At 68.3% G+C, this 20,293-nt stretch carries 14 protein-coding genes and 1 pseudogene; 3 read left to right on the top strand and 12 right to left on the bottom strand.

The genetic code is table 11. From position 1 onward, the window contains the following. The first annotated feature begins 39 nt into the window (after positions 1-39). On the top strand, positions 40-2,397 hold the full coding sequence (locus tag LRD69_RS01430; RefSeq protein WP_277324709.1) for an AbfB domain-containing protein: 2,358 nt from the start codon (positions 40-42) through the stop codon (positions 2,395-2,397). A gap of 171 nt (positions 2,398-2,568) precedes the next feature. Here the strand turns inward: LRD69_RS01430 and LRD69_RS01435 are convergent, their stop codons facing one another. From LRD69_RS01435 to LRD69_RS01445, 3 genes are all read right to left on the bottom strand, one after another. Beyond that, positions 2,569-5,847, bottom strand: coding sequence for a LamG-like jellyroll fold domain-containing protein (locus tag LRD69_RS01435; RefSeq protein WP_277324710.1), 3,279 nt, complete (start codon positions 5,845-5,847; stop codon positions 2,569-2,571). A gap of 339 nt (positions 5,848-6,186) precedes the next feature. Then, positions 6,187-6,846 (bottom strand): formylglycine-generating enzyme family protein, encoded by a 660-nt coding sequence (locus tag LRD69_RS01440; protein WP_277324711.1) that lies wholly within the window; start codon positions 6,844-6,846, stop codon positions 6,187-6,189. Positions 6,847-7,085: 239 nt separating this feature from the next. After that, on the bottom strand, positions 7,086-7,316 hold the full coding sequence (locus LRD69_RS01445) for a hypothetical protein (RefSeq protein WP_277324712.1): 231 nt from the start codon (positions 7,314-7,316) through the stop codon (positions 7,086-7,088). Positions 7,317-7,440: 124 nt separating this feature from the next. On the opposite strand from LRD69_RS01445, the gene LRD69_RS01450 reads away from it, so the two are divergent. Further along, entirely contained in the window at positions 7,441-8,202 is a 762-nt protein-coding gene (locus LRD69_RS01450) for a transposase family protein (RefSeq protein ID WP_277324713.1), read from the top strand. Between the two features lie 75 nt (positions 8,203-8,277). Here the strand turns inward: LRD69_RS01450 and LRD69_RS01455 are convergent, their stop codons facing one another. After that, the gene (locus LRD69_RS01455; RefSeq protein ID WP_346771927.1) at positions 8,278-9,543 is read right to left on the bottom strand and encodes an NF041680 family putative transposase; all 1,266 of its coding nucleotides are present in this window, start codon (positions 9,541-9,543) and stop codon (positions 8,278-8,280) included. 344 nt (positions 9,544-9,887) lie between these two features. Beyond that, positions 9,888-10,349 carry a DUF6174 domain-containing protein gene (locus LRD69_RS01460; RefSeq protein ID WP_277324715.1) on the bottom strand — a complete coding sequence of 154 codons (462 nt, stop codon included), beginning with the start codon at positions 10,347-10,349 and terminating at the stop codon, positions 9,888-9,890. Positions 10,350-10,850: 501 nt separating this feature from the next. Between LRD69_RS01460 and LRD69_RS01465 the strand changes: the two genes are divergently transcribed. Further along, positions 10,851-11,030: a hypothetical protein gene (locus LRD69_RS01465; protein ID WP_277324716.1), complete on the top strand. Its 180-nt coding sequence runs from the start codon at positions 10,851-10,853 to the stop codon at positions 11,028-11,030. 172 nt (positions 11,031-11,202) lie between these two features. On the opposite strand, the gene LRD69_RS01470 is transcribed toward LRD69_RS01465, so the two are convergent. The 7 genes and pseudogenes from LRD69_RS01470 to LRD69_RS01500 all read right to left on the bottom strand — a co-directional run bounded on the left by LRD69_RS01470 (position 11,203) and on the right by LRD69_RS01500 (position 20,210). Continuing rightward, a complete protein-coding gene (locus tag LRD69_RS01470) occupies positions 11,203-11,436 on the bottom strand; it encodes a hypothetical protein (RefSeq protein WP_277324717.1) in 234 nt (77 codons plus the stop codon). A 210-nt stretch (positions 11,437-11,646) separates the two neighbouring features. Further along, a complete protein-coding gene (locus LRD69_RS01475; RefSeq protein WP_277324718.1) occupies positions 11,647-12,744 on the bottom strand; it encodes an NADH:flavin oxidoreductase/NADH oxidase in 1,098 nt (365 codons plus the stop codon). 155 nt (positions 12,745-12,899) lie between these two features. After that, positions 12,900-13,280, bottom strand: coding sequence for a hypothetical protein (locus tag LRD69_RS01480; RefSeq protein ID WP_277324719.1), 381 nt, complete (start codon positions 13,278-13,280; stop codon positions 12,900-12,902). 29 nt (positions 13,281-13,309) lie between these two features. Continuing rightward, positions 13,310-16,492 (bottom strand): glycosyl hydrolase 115 family protein, encoded by a 3,183-nt coding sequence (locus LRD69_RS01485; RefSeq protein ID WP_277324720.1) that lies wholly within the window; start codon positions 16,490-16,492, stop codon positions 13,310-13,312. Between the two features lie 93 nt (positions 16,493-16,585). Continuing rightward, positions 16,586-18,118, bottom strand: coding sequence for a sodium:solute symporter family protein (locus tag LRD69_RS01490; RefSeq protein ID WP_277324721.1), 1,533 nt, complete (start codon positions 18,116-18,118; stop codon positions 16,586-16,588). A gap of 61 nt (positions 18,119-18,179) precedes the next feature. Next, positions 18,180-19,031: pseudogene (locus LRD69_RS01495) on the bottom strand (enolase C-terminal domain-like protein); the annotation flags it as partial. 81 nt (positions 19,032-19,112) lie between these two features. Then, positions 19,113-20,210 (bottom strand): endo-1,4-beta-xylanase, encoded by a 1,098-nt coding sequence (locus tag LRD69_RS01500; protein WP_277324722.1) that lies wholly within the window; start codon positions 20,208-20,210, stop codon positions 19,113-19,115. Between the last annotated feature and the right edge of the window lie 83 nt (positions 20,211-20,293).

A 20,293-nucleotide genomic window follows, 5' to 3' on the forward strand; every position in this document is an offset into this window, starting at 1 on the left:
GCGGGGAGCGTTCCCGTCACTCGCGAAGGAGCAGGAACAATGAACCGTGCGCACGCCCCCGGCCGACGGCCGTGGTGGAGACGGTTATCCACGCACTTCACGCTCGGCACCGGGCTGCTGGCCCTGGTGGCCACCGCGCTGGTCGCAGCCGGCTCGGCGCCGGCCGACGCCGCCTCCTGGTCACCGAAACCGGCCCCGATGACCACGCCGTGGACCGCTCAGGTGCCCGTGGACAACCCGCTGCCCGAGTATCCGCGCCCGCAGCTCACCCGTCCCGACTGGGCCAATCTCAACGGCCTCTGGGACTTCGCGGTGACCGGCCGCGACGCAGGGCAGCCCGCGGCGTTCCCCGATCAGATCCGTGTCCCGTTCGTGGCCGAATCGGCGCTCTCGGGGATCCAGCGGAAGGTCACCGAGAACGACAAGCTCTGGTACAGGAGGTCGTTCACCGTCCCGGCCGACTGGAACGGCCGCCGGGTGCAGCTGAACTTCGGCGCCTCCGACTGGCAGACCACCGTCTGGGTCAACGGCACACAGGTCGGCACCCACAAGGGCGGGTACGACTCGTTCTCGTACGACATCACGCCGCAGCTGAACGGCGGTACGAACACCGTCGTCGTCTCCGTCTACGACCCGACCCAGACCGGCGGTCAGGCAGTCGGCAAGCAGCGCATCAACGAGGTGACGCCGCACTCCGGCGGTGGCATCTTCTACACCGCGGCCTCCGGGATCTGGCAGACCGTCTGGCTGGAACCGGTCGCCACCGCGCACATGTCCCGGCTGGACATGACACCGAACCTGACCGACAGCACGCTGCGGGTGAAGGTGCAGGGGGCCTCCGCGGGCGGCCTCGGCGCCCGGGTCACGGTCTCCACCGGAGGAAGGGTCGTCGGCGCGGCCACCGGGACGGCCGGTTCCGAGATCACGGTACCCGTGCCGAACCCGCGTCTGTGGAGCCCGGACGATCCCTTCCTGTACGACGTGAGGGCCGACCTGCTCGACAGCTCCGCCACCGTCGACTCGGTCGGCAGCTACACCGGTATGCGCTCCATCGCCGTCGCCAAGGTCGGCGGCATTCTGCGCCCGGTCCTCAACGGCGCGTTCGTCTTCCAGAGCGGCACTCTTGACCAGGGCTACTGGCCCGACGGCATATACACCGCTCCCACCGACGCCGCGCTCAAGTCCGACCTCCAGGCGCACAAGGACCTCGGATTCAACATGGTGCGCAAGCACATCAAGGTCGAACCGCAGCGCTGGTTCTACTGGGCGGACAGGCTGGGGCTCCTCGTCTGGCAGGACATGCCCGCGATGGACACCGGCAAGTCGCCCGACGGCGCCGCCCGCACCCAGTGGGAGGCCGAGTACCACGCGGTCATCGACCAGCACCGCAGCTCACCGTCACTGGTCATGTGGGTGAACCAGAACGAGGGCTGGGGCCAGTACGACCAGGCCCGGATCGCCAACGAGGTGAAGGCGTCCGACCCGTCCCGGCTGGTCGACAACATGAGCGGCGTCAACTGCTGCGGCTCGGTCGACGGCGGCAACGGCGACGTGGTCGACAACCATGTCTACATCGGCCCCGGCAACACCGCGCCCACCGCGACCCGCGCCGCCGTCCTCGGCGAGTTCGGAGGGCTGGGGTACAGGGTGCAGGGCCACGAGTGGTATCCGGGCGGCGGATTCAGCTACGAGGACCAGACGAGCGTCGCCGCGCTCAACAACCGGTTCGTCGGACTGCTCGACGGCATCCGCGTCGGGCAGATGCCCGCCGGGCTCTCCGCCTCCGTCTATACGGAGATCACGGACGTGGAGAACGAGGCGAACGGGCTGCTCACCTACGACCGTCAGGTGGTCAAGGTGGACACCGCCCGGGTGAAGGCCGCCAACCAGGCCCTCATCAGCGCCTCCCGCACCACGTCACCGCCGGTCACACTGCCCACGGGGCAGTACACGTCGCTACGGGTCACCACGCCCGGGTACACCGACAGGTACCTGCGCCACTACGACGGGCTGGCGTTCACCGCGGTGGTGAACGGCGGCAGCGACGCGCTCCTCAGGAGCGACGCCACGTGGAAGATCGTCACCGGTCTCGCCAACGGCACCTGCTACTCGTTCGAGTCCCGCAACTATCCCGGTGAGTTCCTCCGTCACCGGGACTTCCGGGTCAGGCGCGACGCGAATGACGGGTCGGCGCTGTTCGAGGCGGATGCGACCTGGTGCCCGGTGGCCGGCTCCGACGGAGTGAGGCTGACCAGCGCCAACCTCCCGGGCAGTTATCTGCGCCACATCGACTCCGAGGTATGGCTGGCCACTCCGGGCGGTGGCCACACCTGGGACAACCCGGCGACGTTCACCGAGGACACCACGTGGGCCGTGGAGGCTCCCTGGGCGCCCTGACCACGAACGCCAGGCCCGGCAGCGACAGCACCACCGCCGCTGCCGGGCCGCTTCACGTACGCGGGTGGCGCACCCGGTCATGAACGCCTCCGGCGACCGCCGGGGAAGGCCCGCTCCCGGCGGTGCCGGCGCCGAGCCGCCCCGCCGGGAGCCGCCGGTCCGGCCGGAGCCCTACGGCTGCTCGCTGTCGTGGAGTGCGCTCACCTCGTCGGCGGTGAGAGCCCTGTCGAACACGCTCACCTGGTCGATGGAACCGTTCCAGAAGTCGCCCTTCTCCGCCGCGTACTGGGCACGCCCCACGGAGAGCGGCCCGGTGCTGACGTCTGCGGGCCCGGCCGCGGCGGTCGAGACGAGCGTCCCGTCGAGGTAGAGCTTCACCTCGTCACCGTCACGCACACCCACAAGGTGGTACCAGGTGCCGAGTGCCGGCTTCATCTCCAGCCGCGCCCGGTTGCCGCCCGGCGTGCTGAACGCGAAGGCGCCCTGCCCGTACTGGAGGTAGAACGGGTTCTCCGTCCGCCTGCCGTCCTGGCTCACCGCGGTCGCGTAGTTGCCGGGGAGCGCGTCGAGCGAGACCCAGGCCGAGACCGTGTAGTTCCCGGTCGTGTCGACGGCGGGACCGCTGGTCTGCGCGTACTGCCCCTGCCCGTTGAACTTCAGCGCGGAGCCGCGCACACCAGGTGTCCAGGAGGTGCCCTCGCTCAGCGTGAGGCTGCTGTGGTTGGGGCCGATGTCGGCAGAAGTCGTGCCCTCGCCCTCGTCGAGCGGCCAGTTGGCGCCGCCCTTCACCTCGTCGCGGTGACCGGCGGCCGCGCCGGCGGCGATGACCTGCTCGTTGATCTGCCGCACCTTCTCCGGATCGACCTTGATCTCGCGACGGTCGTAGGTCCAGAGCCCGTTGAGCTCGTTCTCCAGGTCGGTGACCTGGGTGTAGACGGAGCCGGACAGCTCGGCGCCCGCAGCAGCGAGGTAGTACGTACGGGTGTTGTCGACGTACTTCGCCGTCAGGGCGTTCTTGTCCGCGACACCGCTGTAGATCGCGGCGGGTGCGCCCGGCCACATGTGCCCGGGGGTGCGCAGCGTGAAGCCGCCGTGCTCGCCGTCCATGGCCGCCCGGTCATCGGGGAAGGGCGCCTCTCGGTTGAGGTAGTCGTGGTGGTCGATGATGTCGCCCTCACCCGAATCACCCTTCGACGAGCAGCAGTTGACACCACTGTGGGCATTGACGACGCGGGACGGGTCGGCGGCCTTGACGGACTCGGCGATCTTCCCGGTCTCGGTACGGTCCCACTCGCCCCATCCCTCGTTGAAGACGATCCAGCCGCCGATGGACGGCGAGTTGTGCAGCTGCTGCATCATCTGCTTGCCCTGCGAGAGGAAGGCTTGCTGCCCCGTCTCGTCGGTGATGTTGCTGGAGACGAAGTCCTGCCAGACCAGGAGGCCGAGCTTGTCGGCGTGGTAGTACCAGCGGGCCGACTCCACCTTGATGTGCTTGCGTACGGCGTTGAAGCCGAGCTCCTTCTGCGCCTTCAGGTCGAAGGTGAGGGCGGCGTCGCTGGGCTGGGTGTACAGGCCGTCGGGCCAGAATCCCTGGTCCAGCATGGCGAGGGAGAAGAACGGCTTCCCGTTGAGTACGAGCTTCTGATAGCCGCCGACCTTCTTGATCCCGATGGACCGCATGCCGAAGTAGCTGTCGACGCTGTCCTTGGACCGGCCGTCCGTCAGGGTCACTTCGAGGTCGTAAAGGTAGGGGTCGTCCGGGGTCCAGAGGTGCTGCTTCGCAACGGGCAGGCTCAGCGCGCGGTTGGCCGGGCCGGTCACCGTGCCGACGACGTGTCCCTTCCGGTCGCGGGCAACGGCCGTGATCCGGGCGCCGGCCGAGGCGCCGGCAGAGTTCACGGTCAGAGCGAGGCTGTTGTGGTCGATGTCGGGCGTGGTCGTCAGCGTGTCGACGGAGGTGATGGCGACGGGCTCCATCCACACGGTCTGCCAGATCCCGGAGGAAGCGGTGTAGACGATGCCGCCGGGGCTGCTCGACTGCTTGCCCATCGGCTGGTTCGGACCAGTGGTGTCGGTGACGGCGACGACGATCTCCTGCGGGCCCCCGCCCTTGATCGCGTCGGTGATGTCGGCGCTGAAGGACGTGTAGCCGCCGCTGTGTTCGACGACCTGCTTGCCGTTGACCCAGACGCGGGCCTGGTAGTCGACGGCACCGAAGTTGAGCTTCAGCCTCCGGCCGTTACCGCCCTGGCCACCGATGGACCAGCTGTCCGGCACGGTAATCAACTTGCGGTAGAACATGTGGTCTTCGTGGCGTTCGAGGCCGGAGAGCTGGGATTCCACCGGGAACGGGACGGTGATCCTCTCGTCGAGCGGCTTGCCGAAGACAGGCTGCTCACCCGCCGCGGCGCCGGCGAACTCCCACGGCCCGTTGAGGTTCTTCCACTGGTCGCGCACCTGCTGCGGCCGGGGGTACTCGGGCAGCGGGTGGTTGCGGTCGAGCTTCTCGCCCCACTCGGTGAGCAGCCGGTGCGTGGAGAGGTTCTTGGCCGTGCGGCTGATCTGCGGGACGGCGGCGCCCCCTGCCGAGAGCCCGCCCTCTCCGTCGTACGCGACCCTGACCTGCTGGTTCTTCTGGATGGGTGCGGCCAGGGTGACGATCAGGGCCTTGGGGTTGTCGGATGCCTTCGCCACTGACTTCACCGGCATCGGTGAGGTGTCGGCCTCGATCTTGAGATGGTCCGCGACACTGCCGAGGTCGTCGATGTCGTCCTTGAAGGTCGCCTGGAGCCGCAGCCCGTCGTCGGCGACACTCAGCGCGACGGGGTAGACCTGGAAGTCGGCAGGTGGCGTGAAGGCCGACTCGGGCACAATCTGCTTCTTGAGCTTCGCGCTCGACCAGCGCAGGAACATGTTGGCGCCGCCGGTGTCCTGGAACATCTCCAGGCGGAAGTCGTGCGGCTCCCCCGCGGTCAGCGCGACGGGCTTGCTGGTCTGCTCGACGTCCCAGTCGGGCTGCCAGTGGTCGATGACGACAGTGCCGTCGATGGAGAGCCTGAACCCGTTGTCTCCGATCGCGGCGAACGTGTAGTCGCCGGACTCGGGGGCCTCGATCCGGCCGGTCCAACGGGCCGTCGTGTGCTCGGTCCGCCCGGTCGTGGCCTCGAACGTGCCGGTGAGACCGGGGAAGTTGATCTCCGGGTCGAGAGCCACGCCGCCGAGCTCGGCGAAGTCGCGGGCGCCCGGAGCGGACATGCGGAAGTACTCGCCCTTGAGCCCGTGCACATCGGTCGCCGGGTCGTCGGCCGTGAACGCGGTGGCGGCCGGGGCCTTGGCGGCGGGGGTCGCGGCCGAGGCCGGGACCAGGGTGGCTCCGAGCGGAATCAGCAGCGCGGCGGCACACGCCAGCGATCTGAACAGGGCGCGGGGGCGGGTCGGTTGTCGGTTCAAGGCGTCGTCCTCGTCGAAGAGCGGGAGTACCCCACGCCTGCGGGGTACGGCACACAATCGAACATTGAGCCACAGACCCAAACGCATCACAACGGTCGTGCACGCAGAATTTTCAACGATAGAAATTTGGCCCCCACCCCCGGCCGGCCAGCTGCACGAACTGCCCGCCGGGACCGGTGCCCGACCAGCCGGTGATGGGCTGGAAGCCCTGAAGGAGCCGTGGACCGGCTGGTGTTGGGCCGTCCAGCCGGCTGGACGGACGGCGAACCGCCTCGGGTGGCCAGAGCCCGGTCCAGCCACGGGCGGCCACCGCCAACTGACCGTTTCAGAATGAGGCGGTCATGGCCGAGGCAGTGGTGTGGAGCGCGCGATGCGGAATCCGACGTCGTCGATCCGGAAGGTCGGGTGGCTGCGCCGCCGTACCGACGCCCGGCAGCTCCAGTGCTCGTCGGCCCATCCACCACCACGGAGCACCCGGTAGGTGCCATACACCTCGGCGTCGTAGACGTCCCAGCACCAGTCCCACACATTGCCCAGCATGTCGTACAGACCCCATGCATTGGGCTGCCTGCCGCCGACAGCATGGATCCGCCCGTCAGAGTTGCCTTGGTACCAGGCGACCTCGTCGAGCCGGCCGTACCGCGCGCCAGTGGTCCCCGCACGGCAGGCGTGCTCCCATTCGGCCTCGGTCGGCAGCCGGTACCCGTCTGCGGAGGTGTCCCATTCGGCCGTCTCGTCGTCGACGCAGAGGTCATACGTGGGCGTCAGCCCCTCGCGGCGGGACAAGGCGTTACAGAACTGGACCGCGTCCCACCACGAAACACCCTCAACCGGCTGCCGCTCGCCTTGGGTGCTACTCGGCCGTCGGCCGGTGATCAGTGCGTACCAAGACTGAGTGACCGGGAATGCCGACATCTGAAACGGCGCGACCTCGACCGGCCAATTGCTCTGCGTCCGCCGGTCCGACAGCGTCACCCGTCCCGACGGGACGGCAACCATCTCACTTCCTGCCCCCACGTTCACAATGGCCCACCCTACCGGCGCTTCCCACCGCTCTACCGATCTCTCTGAGGGATCTGAGGAGGCAGCGAAGCCATTGTCGGACCAGCGCCCAGCACCTCCGTCCGCTGGTGGGGCCAGATCAACTTCGTACGCCGTGGAGCCACTTCTCGTCCGTGCCGTGGAGCCCAAAGAAGCGCTTACAACACGTGTCACCCGTGCGTGTCAACTTCTCCGAGTCACTGGCAGATTCTGCGAGTTCGGCCAATATCTCGCGAGGCCATCCGGGATGAACGGCCGCCGGAAGGCCAGCGCTCAAGGAGTGCAGCGACATAGGCCGCGATGCCCTCAGCCGGAGGCCGGTCAACCGCCGCATCGATGAGGCGGTCGGAGAGGTCGTTGAAGACCTGACCGGCGGTTTTGTCGTCCGCTGGTCTCTCGCCCTCCCAGACGGCCAGGTCGTCACTCATGCCCGGGAGGCTCTCACACCACACTGGCAACCAGCCAAAAGCAGCTGAAGCCGTCCTCCCGGGCGAACCCGCGTGCATCCCTAAAGCGTGTTGCATAAGGCTTTGATTCGGGCATTTCCCTTGCATGGGTGCGGTGTTGAGGGTTGAGCCGTTGTGGGTCGAGACGTTCACCGGGCTGCGGATGCGGCAGTTCGACGGGCTGCTGAAAGCTGTCCGGGAACGAGGTGGTGATGGTCCGCGGATCGGTCGTCCGTGGTGCCTGCCGTTGGCGGAGCGGGTGCTGCTGGTGGCTGTCTACTACCGCACGAACCTCACCATGCGGCAGCTCGCGCCACTGTTCGGCATCTCGCCGGCGACCGTGTGCCGGGTGATCCAGCAACTCGGTCCTGTGCTGGCCATCGAGCCGGTCCGACGCCCGGCCGATGCCACCGACCGGTTGTGGATCGTGGACGGCACACTGATCCCGGTCCGTGACCGGCAAGTCGGTGCCGCCAGCCGCAACCGACGGTTCTCGGCGAATGTGCAGGTCATCATCAACGCCGCCACGAAACTGGTCATCGCCACTGCTCGGCCCGCGCCCGGCAACCGGGCAGACGCCCGCGTGTGGAGAGAATCCGGCCTGGCGGAGCACTGCCGGGACGTGACCGTGCTGGGCGACGGCGCCTACATCAACACCGGACTCGTCGTCCCGCACCGCAAACGCCCAGGACGTCCCCTCCTCGCGGGCGAGGAAGCGGACAACGCCGAGCACCGCAAGGTCCGCGCCCGCGTCGAGCACGCCTTCGCCCGCATGAAGAACTACAAGATCCTCCGCGACTGCCGACAGCGCGGCGACCACGCTGTCCAAGCCGTCGCCCGCATGCACAACCTCGCCCTCGAGGCATGACCAGCAAGGCCCCGAACCGCAGCTCAACCTGCCTGCCCACACCCTTATGCAACACGCTTTAAGCTTGTTCTTTATCTACCAAGGTCTTCCGGGCTTGCCGATGGCCTTGAGTGTCTCGGGGCGTTTGACGGTCTTGCCGACGTCGTAGCGGGGTGCCCGGTGTTTGTTCTTGGCGCCGGGCGGACGTCCGGGGCCGGTGCCCCGGGGTTTGGGAACACGGGCCGGGCAGGCGAGGTGAGCGCGGATGTTCCTGAACCCTCGGCGGACCCGGGCCGGGGTGAGCCGGTCGGAGGTGGTCGGCTTCTCCCAGGGCCGGCGGAGGTCGGTGGCGAGGGGCCTGGCGAGCCGGAGCTGGGTGTGAGCGACGATCAGAATCCAGGTCCAGCGGTCCGCCGCCTCCGGGGTGCGGAGTTTCGGGGTGGTCCATCCGAGGGTCTGCTTCGCGAAGCGGAAGGTGTGCTCCAGGTCAAAGCGGCGGAGAAATGCCTGCCAGAATCGGTCCACGTCATCGGCAGTGGCACTGGTCTTGGAGGACCATAACCACAGCGGCGGAGCATCCCGTTCCTTCGACAGGTGCTCGACTTTCAGCCGCATCAACGTTCCCTCGATGAGGGGCAGTTCACCGTCGTGGTCGAGCCAGGAGGAGCGGTGGGTGAGTCGGGGGTGGATCCGGTCCCACGCCTGGGTTACGGCCTTGCCGTAGTGGGTGGTGTCGGTGACCGTGGTCATCGCAGGCTCGGGCCAGGTTTCCGGCTTGGCGAAGCGGAATTCCGGGCCGTGCTTGGGCGGTCGGCCGCTGACACCGTGAGTCCTGGGTGGTTTCGGCAGGCGCATCACGCGGTCGGAGCGGACGCGGCCGACCAGCTCGACGGGCAGGTCGCGCAGGACCCAGGCCAGGCGGGTGACGTCGTAGCCCGCATCGCTCACGATCACGATGTCCGGGTCCCCGGCCTGCCACTGGCCGGCGGCGACGAGCCGTTCAACGACTCCCCGGAGCTGGGCGGCGGTGATCGCGGTCGCGTCGTCCGCCGGGCCGAGCCGGATCGCGTCCAGGATCGCGGTCCAGGACGTGGCGCCCGGCTCCAGCACGGCGACAAAGGAGTATGGCCAGCCAGGGATGAACTGCGAGGCCGTCTTCGCCCGGCCGTAGACGTGGCAGAACAGGCGCTCCGCCGAGCACGGCGCGTCCGGGGACTTCACCGCACCGTCCGCACACAGCACCGCGTCCACGAGCTCGAACAACTCATCGCGCCGGGCGGTCAGACACTTGTAGAACTCGCCCCGGAAGCGTGACGCTTCCGCGAACGCATCCCTCCGGACAGCATCAGGCAGCAGACTCACCTTCACGGCCTTCGTCGTGGTCACGTGCACCTTGGTCGGAGCACAGGATCAGACGAAGGCCGCCCCCACGTCCGGCGAATCCTCAGGTGAGCAACCCAGTTCGAGGCATCGTTCGAGGCCAGAAGAAAAAGAACAAGCTAAGGGCTGTCCCGTAATCCCTGGTGGATCAGCGCGCGGCGTCAGATGCGGTGCATCGCAAGGCGGAGGAGCGTCCTCATACTGGATGTATTCGGGCGTTCCGACAACCGCAGCGAGGTGCCGCAGCTGTCGTCGTACGCCCGCCAGGGATTACGGGACAGCCCTTAGAGGGGCGAGTACGCGACAGACGGCGGTTTCCGCGCCGGTCAGGGAAGTACGCGATATTCGGTGATGAGGTAGTCGGCCTCGTCATCGATGGCATCCGCCAGCCAGTCGATGTGAATCTCAGTGGGGTGTCCATCTGCGGCAAATACCACCTCCGCGACTTCAGCATGGCCTGCACGGGCCTTCTGGACATCAGTGAGCAGACCGCCAAGCGTCGGTACATCCTGCGGATTCCCCTCGACCGTGAGCCTGGCCGGCTCGTCGAGACCGATCGCTTTGACGACCTTCCCGTCTCCCACGGTGATCCGGTACTCCCCAAGGCCGCTCCGCTCTCCGGACTCGGAGAGAAGCCGGAAAGAATACCGATTCGGTTCGGACCATCGGGCTGCCTTTCCCTGGTCACCGCCTCCGGCGGTGACCGGTGTGGACCCTGTGCTGCAGCCGACCACGGCGAGGGCGAGCACAACGGATACGGCGAGCAGGCGCATGCCGGAATTCGTCATGGTTAGGCCTTTCAGTAGCTCAATTGGCCCTTCGACGGCATCGCGATTGATTCGGTTCCTGCCATGAAAGCTGTGGCTCCACCCGTCAGTCGGCAGCCCTGCAGGCAGACTCGCCCCACCGACGCTGGTTATTCCGCGCGAACGTCTCGAACACCTCCGCCACGGACGCCTCCAACTGACCGCGCAACACCGCAATCTCGTCAGGAGTCACACACGCTCAACGCGGACCGAACCCGACAGGCACGCACCACCACAGCCAACCTGACCAAGCACCACGAGATCCGCAATCTCGGACCGGCAAGTTCCTCGTCTCACATGGCTGCCCGGGTGATTGATCCGCCGTGCGTTGCCTGGCAGGCCAACTCCCTTAGTTTTTCCTAGAGTCGGCCGTCGTCCGTCGTCCGGGATGTTCGTCCGGCCGACGAACATGGGGAGGGGCGGCGGCTTCAGCGGGTCAGCCGGACCGCGAAGCGCGCGGTCCGGCTGCGGCGGGCGATTGCGGTGACGATGTCCGCTCAGGGCCAGGCTGTGAGGGACGTCGTCTCGTTGATGCACGCCGGCGAGGGTCTGATCGTGCACCACGCCACCCGGGATCTGCTGGACGAGTCCGCCCGACTGCACCGCAGCACAGCCGAGCGGACCTGTTCACCCGCGCCCTGCATGTCGTCCGCCGCACGGTGATCTCACCGAGCGGCTTTCCCCCTCCGCCCGCAGACGCGGCCGCCAAAGCAACGGCATTGCCATACGTTCAACAGGGAAACAGCCATGCCGGGCCCGGAGACCGGGCACCCTATTACGGAGCCACCAAGAACCCGGTGGGACAAGGGTGGTGCTCAGCTGCTGTGAGCAGTGATCACGGCGCCTTCTTCAGGGTGAAGTTGCCGATGGTCGTCTCTCCCTTCACGATCTTCACCTTGGTAGCGACGGCCGGGAAGGTGCCGTCCCTGGCGGTCTTCAGGGTGTAGCTGAATGCCCAGCTGTCGATCTGGACGGTGGCCCCGGCGAGCGGCACGGTGCCGCCCGCGTCATCGGAGCGGAGGACCGTACTGGTGTACTTGCCCCAGGTCTTCGGTGGCTTGACGTGCATGGTCACCGGGATCGGGGAGACGCGGTACGAGGGCGGTCACGAGGAGCCGGACAGTCGGTCGATCAGTAACTCCTGCGCCACGGTGCTGAGTTCGCCCTGATCCGCAACCCGTACCGCGCGCAGCAGCGCTGACTGCAGACCCCGGCGCGCCGCCCGGACGCGACGCAACGAGCCCCCGCCTGATTTCCGGCGGGGGCTCGTTCCGTCGTGTCAGACGGAACGAAGGTACTGGGCGGGCTTGCGGACCTCGCCGCCCAGTTCGCGTGCCGCGTGCTGCGCCCACGACGGGCTGCGCAGCAGTTCCCGCCCGAGGAGTACGGCGTCCGCCTGCCCGTCGGCGACGATCTTCTCGGCCTGCTGCGGATCGGTGATCAGTCCCACGGCCGCGACGGGCAGCGAGGTCTCCTCCCGCACCCGGGCGGCGAACGGGACCTGGTAGCCGGGGCCCGTGGTGATCCGGGCATGCGGCGCGTTGCCGCCGCTGGAGACGTCCAGCAGGTCGACGCCGTGGGCCCGGAGCTCCGCGGCCAGCCGCACCGTCTCGTCCACGGTCCAGCCCTCGCGGTCGTCCTCGTCGTTCTCGGTGAGCCAGTCGGTGGCCGAGATCCGGAAGAAGACGGGCAGGTCCTCGGGCCACACGTCGCGCACGGCGTCGACGACCTGGAGGGCGAACCTGACGCGGTTCTCGAAGCTGCCGCCGTACTCGTCGGTGCGCCGGTTGCTGTGCGGGGAGAGGAACTGTCCGACGAGATAGCCGTGGGCTCCGTGCACCTCGGCGACCTCGAAGCCCGCGTCGAGGGCGCGGCGAGCAGCCTCGCGGAACTGCTCGACGACGGCGTGGATCTCTTCCACGGTCAGCTCGTGCGGTACGGGATGACCCTCGTCGAACGGAAGCGGGCTGGGGGCGACGGGCTGCCAGCCGTGCTCGTCCTGGCCCACGGGCCCTCCGCCCGTCCAGGGGGCCGCGGTCGATGCCTTGCGGCCGGCGTGGGCGAGCTGGATGCCGGCGACGGAAGCCTGGCTCTTGATGAAAGCGGTGATCCGACGGAGGGCGGTCACCTGGGTGTCGTTCCAGATGCCGAGGTCGGCGGGGCTGATCCGGCCCTCGGGGCTGACGGCCGTCGCCTCGGTGAGGATGAGGCCGGTGCCGCCGATGGCGCGTGCCGCGAGGTGGGCGAAATGCCAGTCGGTCGCGACGCCCGCGTTCGGCCCCACCGGCTCCGCGCTGTACTGACACATGGGCGCCATCCATACCCGGTTGGGTATGACGAGCGACCTCAAGGTGTACGGCTCGAACAGGGCACTCACGACGGTCTCCGCTTCACCGGGACGACAGGATCGCTAGTACGATACATCCCGTAGTACGACGGACGTCAAATTACGAAGACTCTCGTACAACGCGACATGCGGATGAGGCCCCTCCCTGTTTCCGGGAAGGGCCTCATCCGCGAACCGTTCATGACTCAGGCGCGGCGCCGCAGAGTGATCTCCGCATCGGCGTCGTAGCCCTGGGTCCAGCTGCGGCCGGCGTCCGACCTCCAGGTGACGTGGACGATCGCCCCGTCGACCCTGACGGTTTCCACCGTCATGGCACGGTCGCCGGCCCGCACATCACCACGGCGCAGCTCCTGCGCCGTGACGGTGACGGGCTCCGCCGACTGCGCGCTCTCCACCTCGTCCGCCGCACGGGCGAGAGCCGCAGCCAGTTCCCGGGACCGGGCAGGGGTGCAGATCAGTGAGAACTCCCCCGCCGGACCCGCCACCCGGACCTCGACCCCCGCCCCAACGGGGGTCACGCCCAGGATCGCACCGTGTCCGCCGGCGTCCTCGATCTCACTCTTCATCGCTCTGCTCCCCTTGCCCGTCCCACGGCTCACTTCAGCCGGAGGCTCTCCTGCGGGCCCAGGTAGCTGGGCTTGAGGCCGCCGGTGTCGACCACCAGGTTCTGCAGCACCACCGTCGGGTCGACCATCCAGAATTTCAGCACATGCACACCGGCCCGGCCGATGTGGTGCACCGTGCTGGTGCGGTTGACGTTGTCGGAGGTGTTGCGCGCCCACTGGACGTTCATGGTGCCGTCGTCGGATCCCGTCACCGCCGTGACGTTCACGCTCTGCGGCGCGTCGTCGTCGAAGGAGACGGCGTACGTGAGACCGTCGGACGCCAGCGCGTTGTTGCGGGGCGACAGGTACGCGTGCACGGTGACCGGCCCGGTCGTGAACAGGCTGACCTTGTACTCCAGCCGCGGGCTGCCGCCGCCGGGGGTCTGGCGGGCGGAGGTGACCGGGAAGGGTTCCATACCGGAGCCGGTACGGCCGATGCCGGGGATACGCGTCCAGGTGATCCCGTTGCTGCCCACCGACCGGGAGTAGTGGTCCGCCTCGATGGAGACGTACCCGTTGGCCTCGACGAACCCTTCGAGCTGCGAACGCCGCTCCTCGGGGTGGTCGATCACGGCGCGGACGACGACTTCGCGGCCGTCCGGACCGCTGACCGTGATCGGCACTTCCGTGGCGCCCTTGGGCGCCCGCGACCAGTCGACGCGGAAGGTGATCCGGTCCTGCTTGTCGACCCGTCCCCTGACCCGGTCGGCGATGAGCCAGGAAGCCCCGGTGCGGACCCGGTAGTCGAACGGGGCGGCGCCCCGGTTGAACACCTCGATGTACTGCGCGGCCTGGCTCTGGTACGGGCTGAACGACGGCAGAACGGCCGGGGAGCTCTCCTCGGGCCACCACTTGTCCGAGCCGTCGACGGCCACGCCCATCTCGGCACGGGCCGGCAGGTCGATGCGCTTGATCGCCGGGAACAGCACGTCCTTGATGGCGACGTTGTTGAGCTCGGGCTGCTGCCAGGGGGCGTTCGGCCCGTAGCGGGCCACATCGCCGTAGTCGATGTGCGGCTGGGTCTGGAAGCCCTGCCACTTCCCGTCGGCGACCTTCGTGTTGAAACGGTCCGCCAGCGCCAGGTCGTCGGCGAGACGGGCCTCGGCGGCGGCCGCCAGGTCGTTGGTGAGGGCCCGGCCCTGTGCCGCGTAGTGCAGGTTCTTGAACTCGGCCTCACGCAGGGCGTAGAGGTTGGCGGTGGCCTGCACCTCGTAGCCGACCAGCTCGTACCAGGCGTCCTGGACGGAGGCGGGGAGCCTGCGGCCGATCCGTTCGGCGTCGGCCCCGAGCCGCTGCCACTCCTCGGTGACGCGCTCCAGCTCCCGGTAGTCGGTGAGGCTGAACGGGGTCGCCTGGTCGTCGTAGACGATCGCCGACGCGTCCTTGGCGGGATCCTTGGCGGGGTCGAGCGTGATCCTGCGGTTGAGCAGCTCGGGCTTGCGCCGCGACTGCAGCTGCGCATACGTGCGGAGCACCTCGGCGATGTCCTCGGCCTGCTGCTCGCCGAAGTTCTGCCGGGCGTACTGCTCCTCCCACTCCGGCAGCCGGTCGAGGGTCCAGCGGTCGGGGTTCCAGGCGTACTCCAGGAAGAACTGCGTGGGCAGTTCGTTGCCCTTGAGGTCGCCGACGTTGGTGACCCACAGGCCGTGGTTCCCGTAGGCGGCGCTCTGGTGGAGCTGGTCCCACATGTTCGGCAGCGAAGTGGTGTCCACCCACTTGTAGTTGCGGCCCACTCCGACGTAGTCGAAGTGGTAGTAGAGGCCGTAACCGCCGGTGCGGGCGTCGTTCTTGAGGTCGGGCAGCTTACGGATGTTGGCCCAGTTGTCGTCGGTGAGGACGACGGTGACGTCGTCGGGCACCCGCAGCCCGCGGTCCCAGTAGCGCTGGACCTCCTTGTAGAGGGTCCACACCTGCGGAATCGTGGTGACGTCCTTGCCGGAGACGTCGGCCAGGATCTGCCGCTGGGTGGCGATGATCTCGGTCATCAGCTCGATGCCGTCGCCGTCCGGCAGACTGACGTCGCCGTTGCCGCGCATGCCGAGGGTGACGACACCCTCGAAGTCCTCGGCCTCCATCCGGCGGATGCCGTCGGCCCAGTACGCCTTGATCGCCTCGGCGTTGCGGCGGAAGGACCACTCGCCGGTACCCCCGTAGGGGTCGTGACCGGGGGTGGTGATGTTGCCCGCGCTGTCCCGGACGGCGGCGACGGCGTGCCGGTTCCACTCCTCGATGCCGCGCATCATCGGCGCCTCGTGCGAGGTGCCCATGACGACGCCGTACGCCTTCGCGGTGGCGTGGTTCTGCGGGTCGTCCTCGGCGAACGCGCGTCCCCAGACGGCCGGCCAGAGGTAGTTGGCCTTCAGACGCAGCATCACTTCGAAGATCTTGGCGTAGAAGTCGGCGTTGAAGCCGCCCTCGAAGCCAGGAGCCTTGCCGGGACCGAAGAACGCCGGTGCCCAGGTGCCGAGCGCCGGGTTCTCGTCGTTGATGAAGAATCCGCGGTACTTGACGGCCGGGGTGCCCTGGGTGTGGCGGCCGGGCAGAACGTGGAGCCCGTCCCGGTGTACGGGGGTGACGTCGTCCCACCAGTACCAGGGGGAGACACCGATCCCGCGGGAGACGTCGTACGTGCCGTAGATCGTGCCGCGCTGGTCGCTGCCCGCGATCACGAAGGCTCGGTCGACGCCGGGCAGCGGCTTCTCGACGATGGTCTGGAGGCTGGTCTCCCACTTGCCCTTGATGCCGGAGACGTTGAGCTTTCCTGCGGCGATCAGTCCGTCGATCAGCGGGCTGCGTCCGATGGTTCCGACGATGACGATCTCGCGGCCCTTCGGGGTCGCACCGCGCGAGAGAACCGGGCGGACGCCGGTGACGCGCTCGATGTCGGCCTGGAGGTCACCGGCCACCCGGACGACGCCGGCGTAGTCCCGGTCGCTGACCAGGATCGGGGCCGCAGCGCCCGCCCTGAAGAGGGGGAAGCTTCCGGAGCGGGGCGTGAAGGAGATGTACGCGCCGGGGTCGGTCGGCAGTCCGGCCGCGCCCGGTGCGGCGGCCAGGGCCTCCGACGAGAGACCGATCAGCGAACCGAGAGGCGTTGCCGTCAGGGCGGTGAGCCCCAGTCCGAGCCCCAGAATCGATCTGCGGCTCGCGTGTTGCGGGGAATGCTTGTCCATACTGCTCTCCCTGATTTGTTCACACTCATGACAAATAGGACGGGTGTATGCCTTGCAGAGTTGCCGCGAGGCGGTCGGGGTTCGGGCGCCCTGTCAGTCGCCCGCGCCCGTCACCGCGGCAGCAACGAGTTCGCGGTCGCCGTCGTGGTCGCCGTCGGGACCGGGGGAGACCGCGGCCACGATGGCGTCGGCCGTGGTGTCGGGCTCCGGGCTGAGGAGGCCGACCAGGACGTACACGACCAGCGACGTCACCAGAGGGGTCACGATGATGACGGTCTGGTCCGTGCTCTCCAGCACGAACTTCACCAGGACGTAGCCCAGCAGCCCGAGCGCCCACGAGGACAGCGCGGCGCGCGGGCCGCACTTGCGGAAGGCGGGCAGCAGACCGAGCAGCATCGGAATGGAGATCGGGCCCATGACGGCCGCGACCAGGCCGACGATGATGCCGAGCACCCCGCCGAAGTGATCGGCCTCGATGGCGACGAGCATGCTGACGGTGATGAACGCGACCGTGCACACACGGGCGATGAGCAGGCCGGTGGCCGCCGGGAGGTCCTTGGCGCGGGGCACGACCGCCGGGATGATGTCGCGGGTGACGACCGCGGAGACCGCGTTGGCGTCCGACGAGGCCATGGCCATCGTGTGCGAGAACATTCCGGCGAGCGTCAGACCCACCAGTCCGGCCGGCAGATAGGACTCCGCCATCAGCGCGTAGATCTTCTGCGGGTCGGCCACATCGGGTAGCAGCACGGCCGCGGCGACCGGCGGGAACAGCAGGACCGCGGGCCAGATCACGTACAGCACCGCGGACAGTCCGGCCGAACGGCGGGCGGCCTGCGGGGTGTCGGTGGCCATGTAACGCTGGGCCAGGTTCCACATGCCGCCGTTGTACTCGAAGAGCTTCACGACGACGTACGCGCCGAGGAAGGTGGCGGTGTAGGGGCCGACCAGCGGGTGGCCGTGGCCCGCGGGCAGCTTGTGCCAGAGAGTGCCCAGGCCGGAAATGCCGTCACCGAGACGGTCCAGCACCACCCAGACCATGGCGAGCGCCGCGATGCCCTGGATGACGAACTGGCCGAAGTCGGTGAGCGCATCGGCCCAGAGTCCGCCCACGGTGCAGTAGAGCAGGGTGACGACGCCGGTGATCAGAATGCCGGCCGTCATCGACATGCCGGTGAACACATTGAGCAGGACGGCGACGGACGCCCATTTGGCGGCCACGTCGAACACCTTGAGCAGGGCGCCGCTCCAGGCGAGCGCCTGCTGGGTGGGCACGTTGTAGCGCTTGGCGAGATATTCGAGCGGAGAGGCGACCGCGTACCGCTGCCGCAGCCGGTTCCAGCGCGGCGCGAACAGCCAGGCGCCCACGGCGGTACCGAGAGCGAGCGGCAGGAACGCCCACACGTAGACCGTGATGCCGTAGCTGTACGCGATGGCCGCGTAGGCGACGAACACGGCGGCGCTGTACCCGGACATGTGGTGGGAGATGCCGGAGAGCCACCAGGGCATCCGGCCGCCGCCGGTGAAGTAGTCACTGACATCACCGACACGTCGGTGCGACCAGAGGCCGATGAGCAGCATCACCAGGAAATAGCCGCCGAGGGCGACCCAGTCGAGCAAAGCCATGAATGCTCCTTGAACTGCTGCGGAACGCGCGGCGGTTGCGGCGGCCGACGGCCGCCACGGCTCACCAGCGCGGGGTCTTCTTCTCGTAGTGGGGGTCGATCCGCTGCATATAGCCGGTGTCGTCCCTGTTGCGCAGACCCCAGGCGAGGTACTGCTCGTGCCGGCGGGCGAGCGCGTCCCGGTCGAGTGCGACGCCGAGGCCCGGCCCGTTCGGGACCCGTACGGCTCCGTCGGTGAACCGCAACGCGCCCGGTTCCACGACTTCCTCGGTCTTCCACGGCCAGTGGGTGTCACAGGCGTAGGTGAGGTTCGGCGTGGCGGCCGCCAGGTGGGTCATCGCGGCCAGACTGATCCCCAGATGCGAGTTGGAGTGCATGGACAGGCCCATGGAGAAGGTGTCGCAGATGCCGGAGAGCAGCTTGGAACGGTGCAGGCCGCCCCAGTAGTGGTGGTCGGAGAGCACCACCTGGACCGACTTCTGCGCGACCGCGGGCGCCAGATGCTCGAACGCGACGACGCACATGTTGGTGGCCAGCGGGATCGGGGTTTGCCCGGCCACCTGCGCCATGCCGTCCAGGCCGGGCGTCGGGTCCTCCAGGTACTCGAGGACACCTTCCAGGCGGCGGGCCACCTCGACCGACGTCTCCACGCTCCAGGCCGCGTCGGGGTCGAGCCGCAGCGGCACGTCGGGGCAGGCCTCGCGCAGTGCGAGGACAGCCTCGACCTCCTCCATGGGCGGCCGGACACCGTCCTTGAGCTTGATCGCGGTGAAGCCGTACTCGGAGATCATCCGGCGCGCCTGGGCGACGATGGCCTCCGGATCCAGTGCCGCGCCCCAGTCGTCCGGTTCCTGTCCCGGGTGCGCGGCCCACTTGTAGAAGAGATACGCGCTGAACGGCACGGATTCACGTATACCGGGGTGATCTTCACTGCATGGATCCGGAGGCCGTCCGTCACTGGGCTGCCTCCTCCGTGCTGCGGGTCATGTGTGCTTTCAGTCCCTGCCGGCGGCCAGCTTGAGGTCCTCGCTCATCGCGTTGTACGCGGCCTTGGCCTTGAAGTTCTCGTCGAGCACGTTCGCCGCGCCCTCGCCCGTGAAGACGCCGGGAACCCAGGAGTACTTGTCGGTGAAGCCCCACACCGTGAAGTCCGTGCAGTGCTCGGTGAGCAGGCAGCCGCGCAGCAGGACGTCGTAGGCCTCAGCCTGCGCCTCGAACTCGGTGTTGTCGGCGGGCATCGGGATGCGGACGTCGGCCTCGGTGATCGCGGTCTCCAGACCGAGGTCGTCGAAGCGCTTCATGTTAGCGGCGATGTCGTGCGGGGCGTTGTACTGGACGTCCAGGTGCCCCTGGATGCCGACGCCGTCGATCGGCACGTGCTGCTTGCGGAGCTGTGCGACGAGGTTGTAGAGGGCGGTGCTCTTCGCGTTGACGCCCTCGATGTTGTAGTCGTTGATGAAGAGCTTGGCCTTGGGGTCGGCCTGGTGCGCCCAGCGGAAGGCGTCGGCGATGTAACCGGGGCCGAGCTTCTGCAGCCAGATGCTGTCGCGCATGGTGCCGTCGTCGTTGAAGGCCTCGTTGACGACGTCCCACTGCCAGATCTTGCCCTTGAAGTGGGTGACCTGGTCGATGATGTGCTGGTGCAGGATCTCCCGCAGCTCATCGGCCGTGAAGTCGCCGTTGTTCAGCCAGGCGGGCAGCTGGCTGTGCCAGACCAGGGTGTGGCCCCGGACCAGCTGGCCGTTCTCCTTCGCGAAGTCCACCAGCTCGTCCGCAGGGGCCCAGTTGTACGTGCCGCGCTGCGGCTCGACGGCCTCCCACTTCATGACGTTCTCCGGGGTGACGGAGGAGAACTCGCTCGCGGCCTTGGCCCGGTAGGGGGCGTCGGAGGCAAGTGCCGACATGTCGACGGCCGTTCCGATCCGCAGGTCGACGCGCTTGCCCAGAGCGCCCAGGGTGTTGGCGGCGTCGCTCTTCGGCTTGGTGTGGTGGGCGGCGTTCTCGGGGGCGGCGCTGGCGGCGACGGTGAACGTGGAGACCAGCAGGGCTGCGGCGGCGGTGCCGACGGCGGCAGCCTGAGTTGCCTTGCGCATGACATGTCCCTTCGATGGATGTACCACTTCGAAAGTTTCGGGATCCTCCCCGCAGATGGAGCGGGGAGGCCCGGGCCCCCGAA

The organism is Streptomyces sp. JH14 (genome assembly GCF_029428675.1).
Lineage (GTDB): Bacteria > Actinomycetota > Actinomycetes > Streptomycetales > Streptomycetaceae > Streptomyces.

What these genes read in the sequence shown, in the direction of transcription:
- LRD69_RS01430 (WP_277324709.1), top strand. Translation starts at nt 40, where the DNA reads ATGAACCGTGCGCACGCCCCCGGCCGACGGCCGTGGTGGAGACGGTTA.
- LRD69_RS01440 (WP_277324711.1), bottom strand. Translation starts at nt 6,846, where the DNA reads ATGGTTGCCGTCCCGTCGGGACGGGTGACGCTGTCGGACCGGCGGACG.
- LRD69_RS01445 (WP_277324712.1), bottom strand. Translation starts at nt 7,316, where the DNA reads ATGAGTGACGACCTGGCCGTCTGGGAGGGCGAGAGACCAGCGGACGAC.
- LRD69_RS01450 (WP_277324713.1), top strand. Translation starts at nt 7,441, where the DNA reads ATGGGTGCGGTGTTGAGGGTTGAGCCGTTGTGGGTCGAGACGTTCACC.
- LRD69_RS01460 (WP_277324715.1), bottom strand. Translation starts at nt 10,349, where the DNA reads ATGACGAATTCCGGCATGCGCCTGCTCGCCGTATCCGTTGTGCTCGCC.
- LRD69_RS01470 (WP_277324717.1), bottom strand. Translation starts at nt 11,436, where the DNA reads ATGCACGTCAAGCCACCGAAGACCTGGGGCAAGTACACCAGTACGGTC.
- LRD69_RS01480 (WP_277324719.1), bottom strand. Translation starts at nt 13,280, where the DNA reads ATGAAGAGTGAGATCGAGGACGCCGGCGGACACGGTGCGATCCTGGGC.
- LRD69_RS01485 (WP_277324720.1), bottom strand. Translation starts at nt 16,492, where the DNA reads ATGGACAAGCATTCCCCGCAACACGCGAGCCGCAGATCGATTCTGGGG.
- LRD69_RS01490 (WP_277324721.1), bottom strand. Translation starts at nt 18,118, where the DNA reads ATGGCTTTGCTCGACTGGGTCGCCCTCGGCGGCTATTTCCTGGTGATG.
- LRD69_RS01500 (WP_277324722.1), bottom strand. Translation starts at nt 20,210, where the DNA reads ATGCGCAAGGCAACTCAGGCTGCCGCCGTCGGCACCGCCGCCGCAGCC.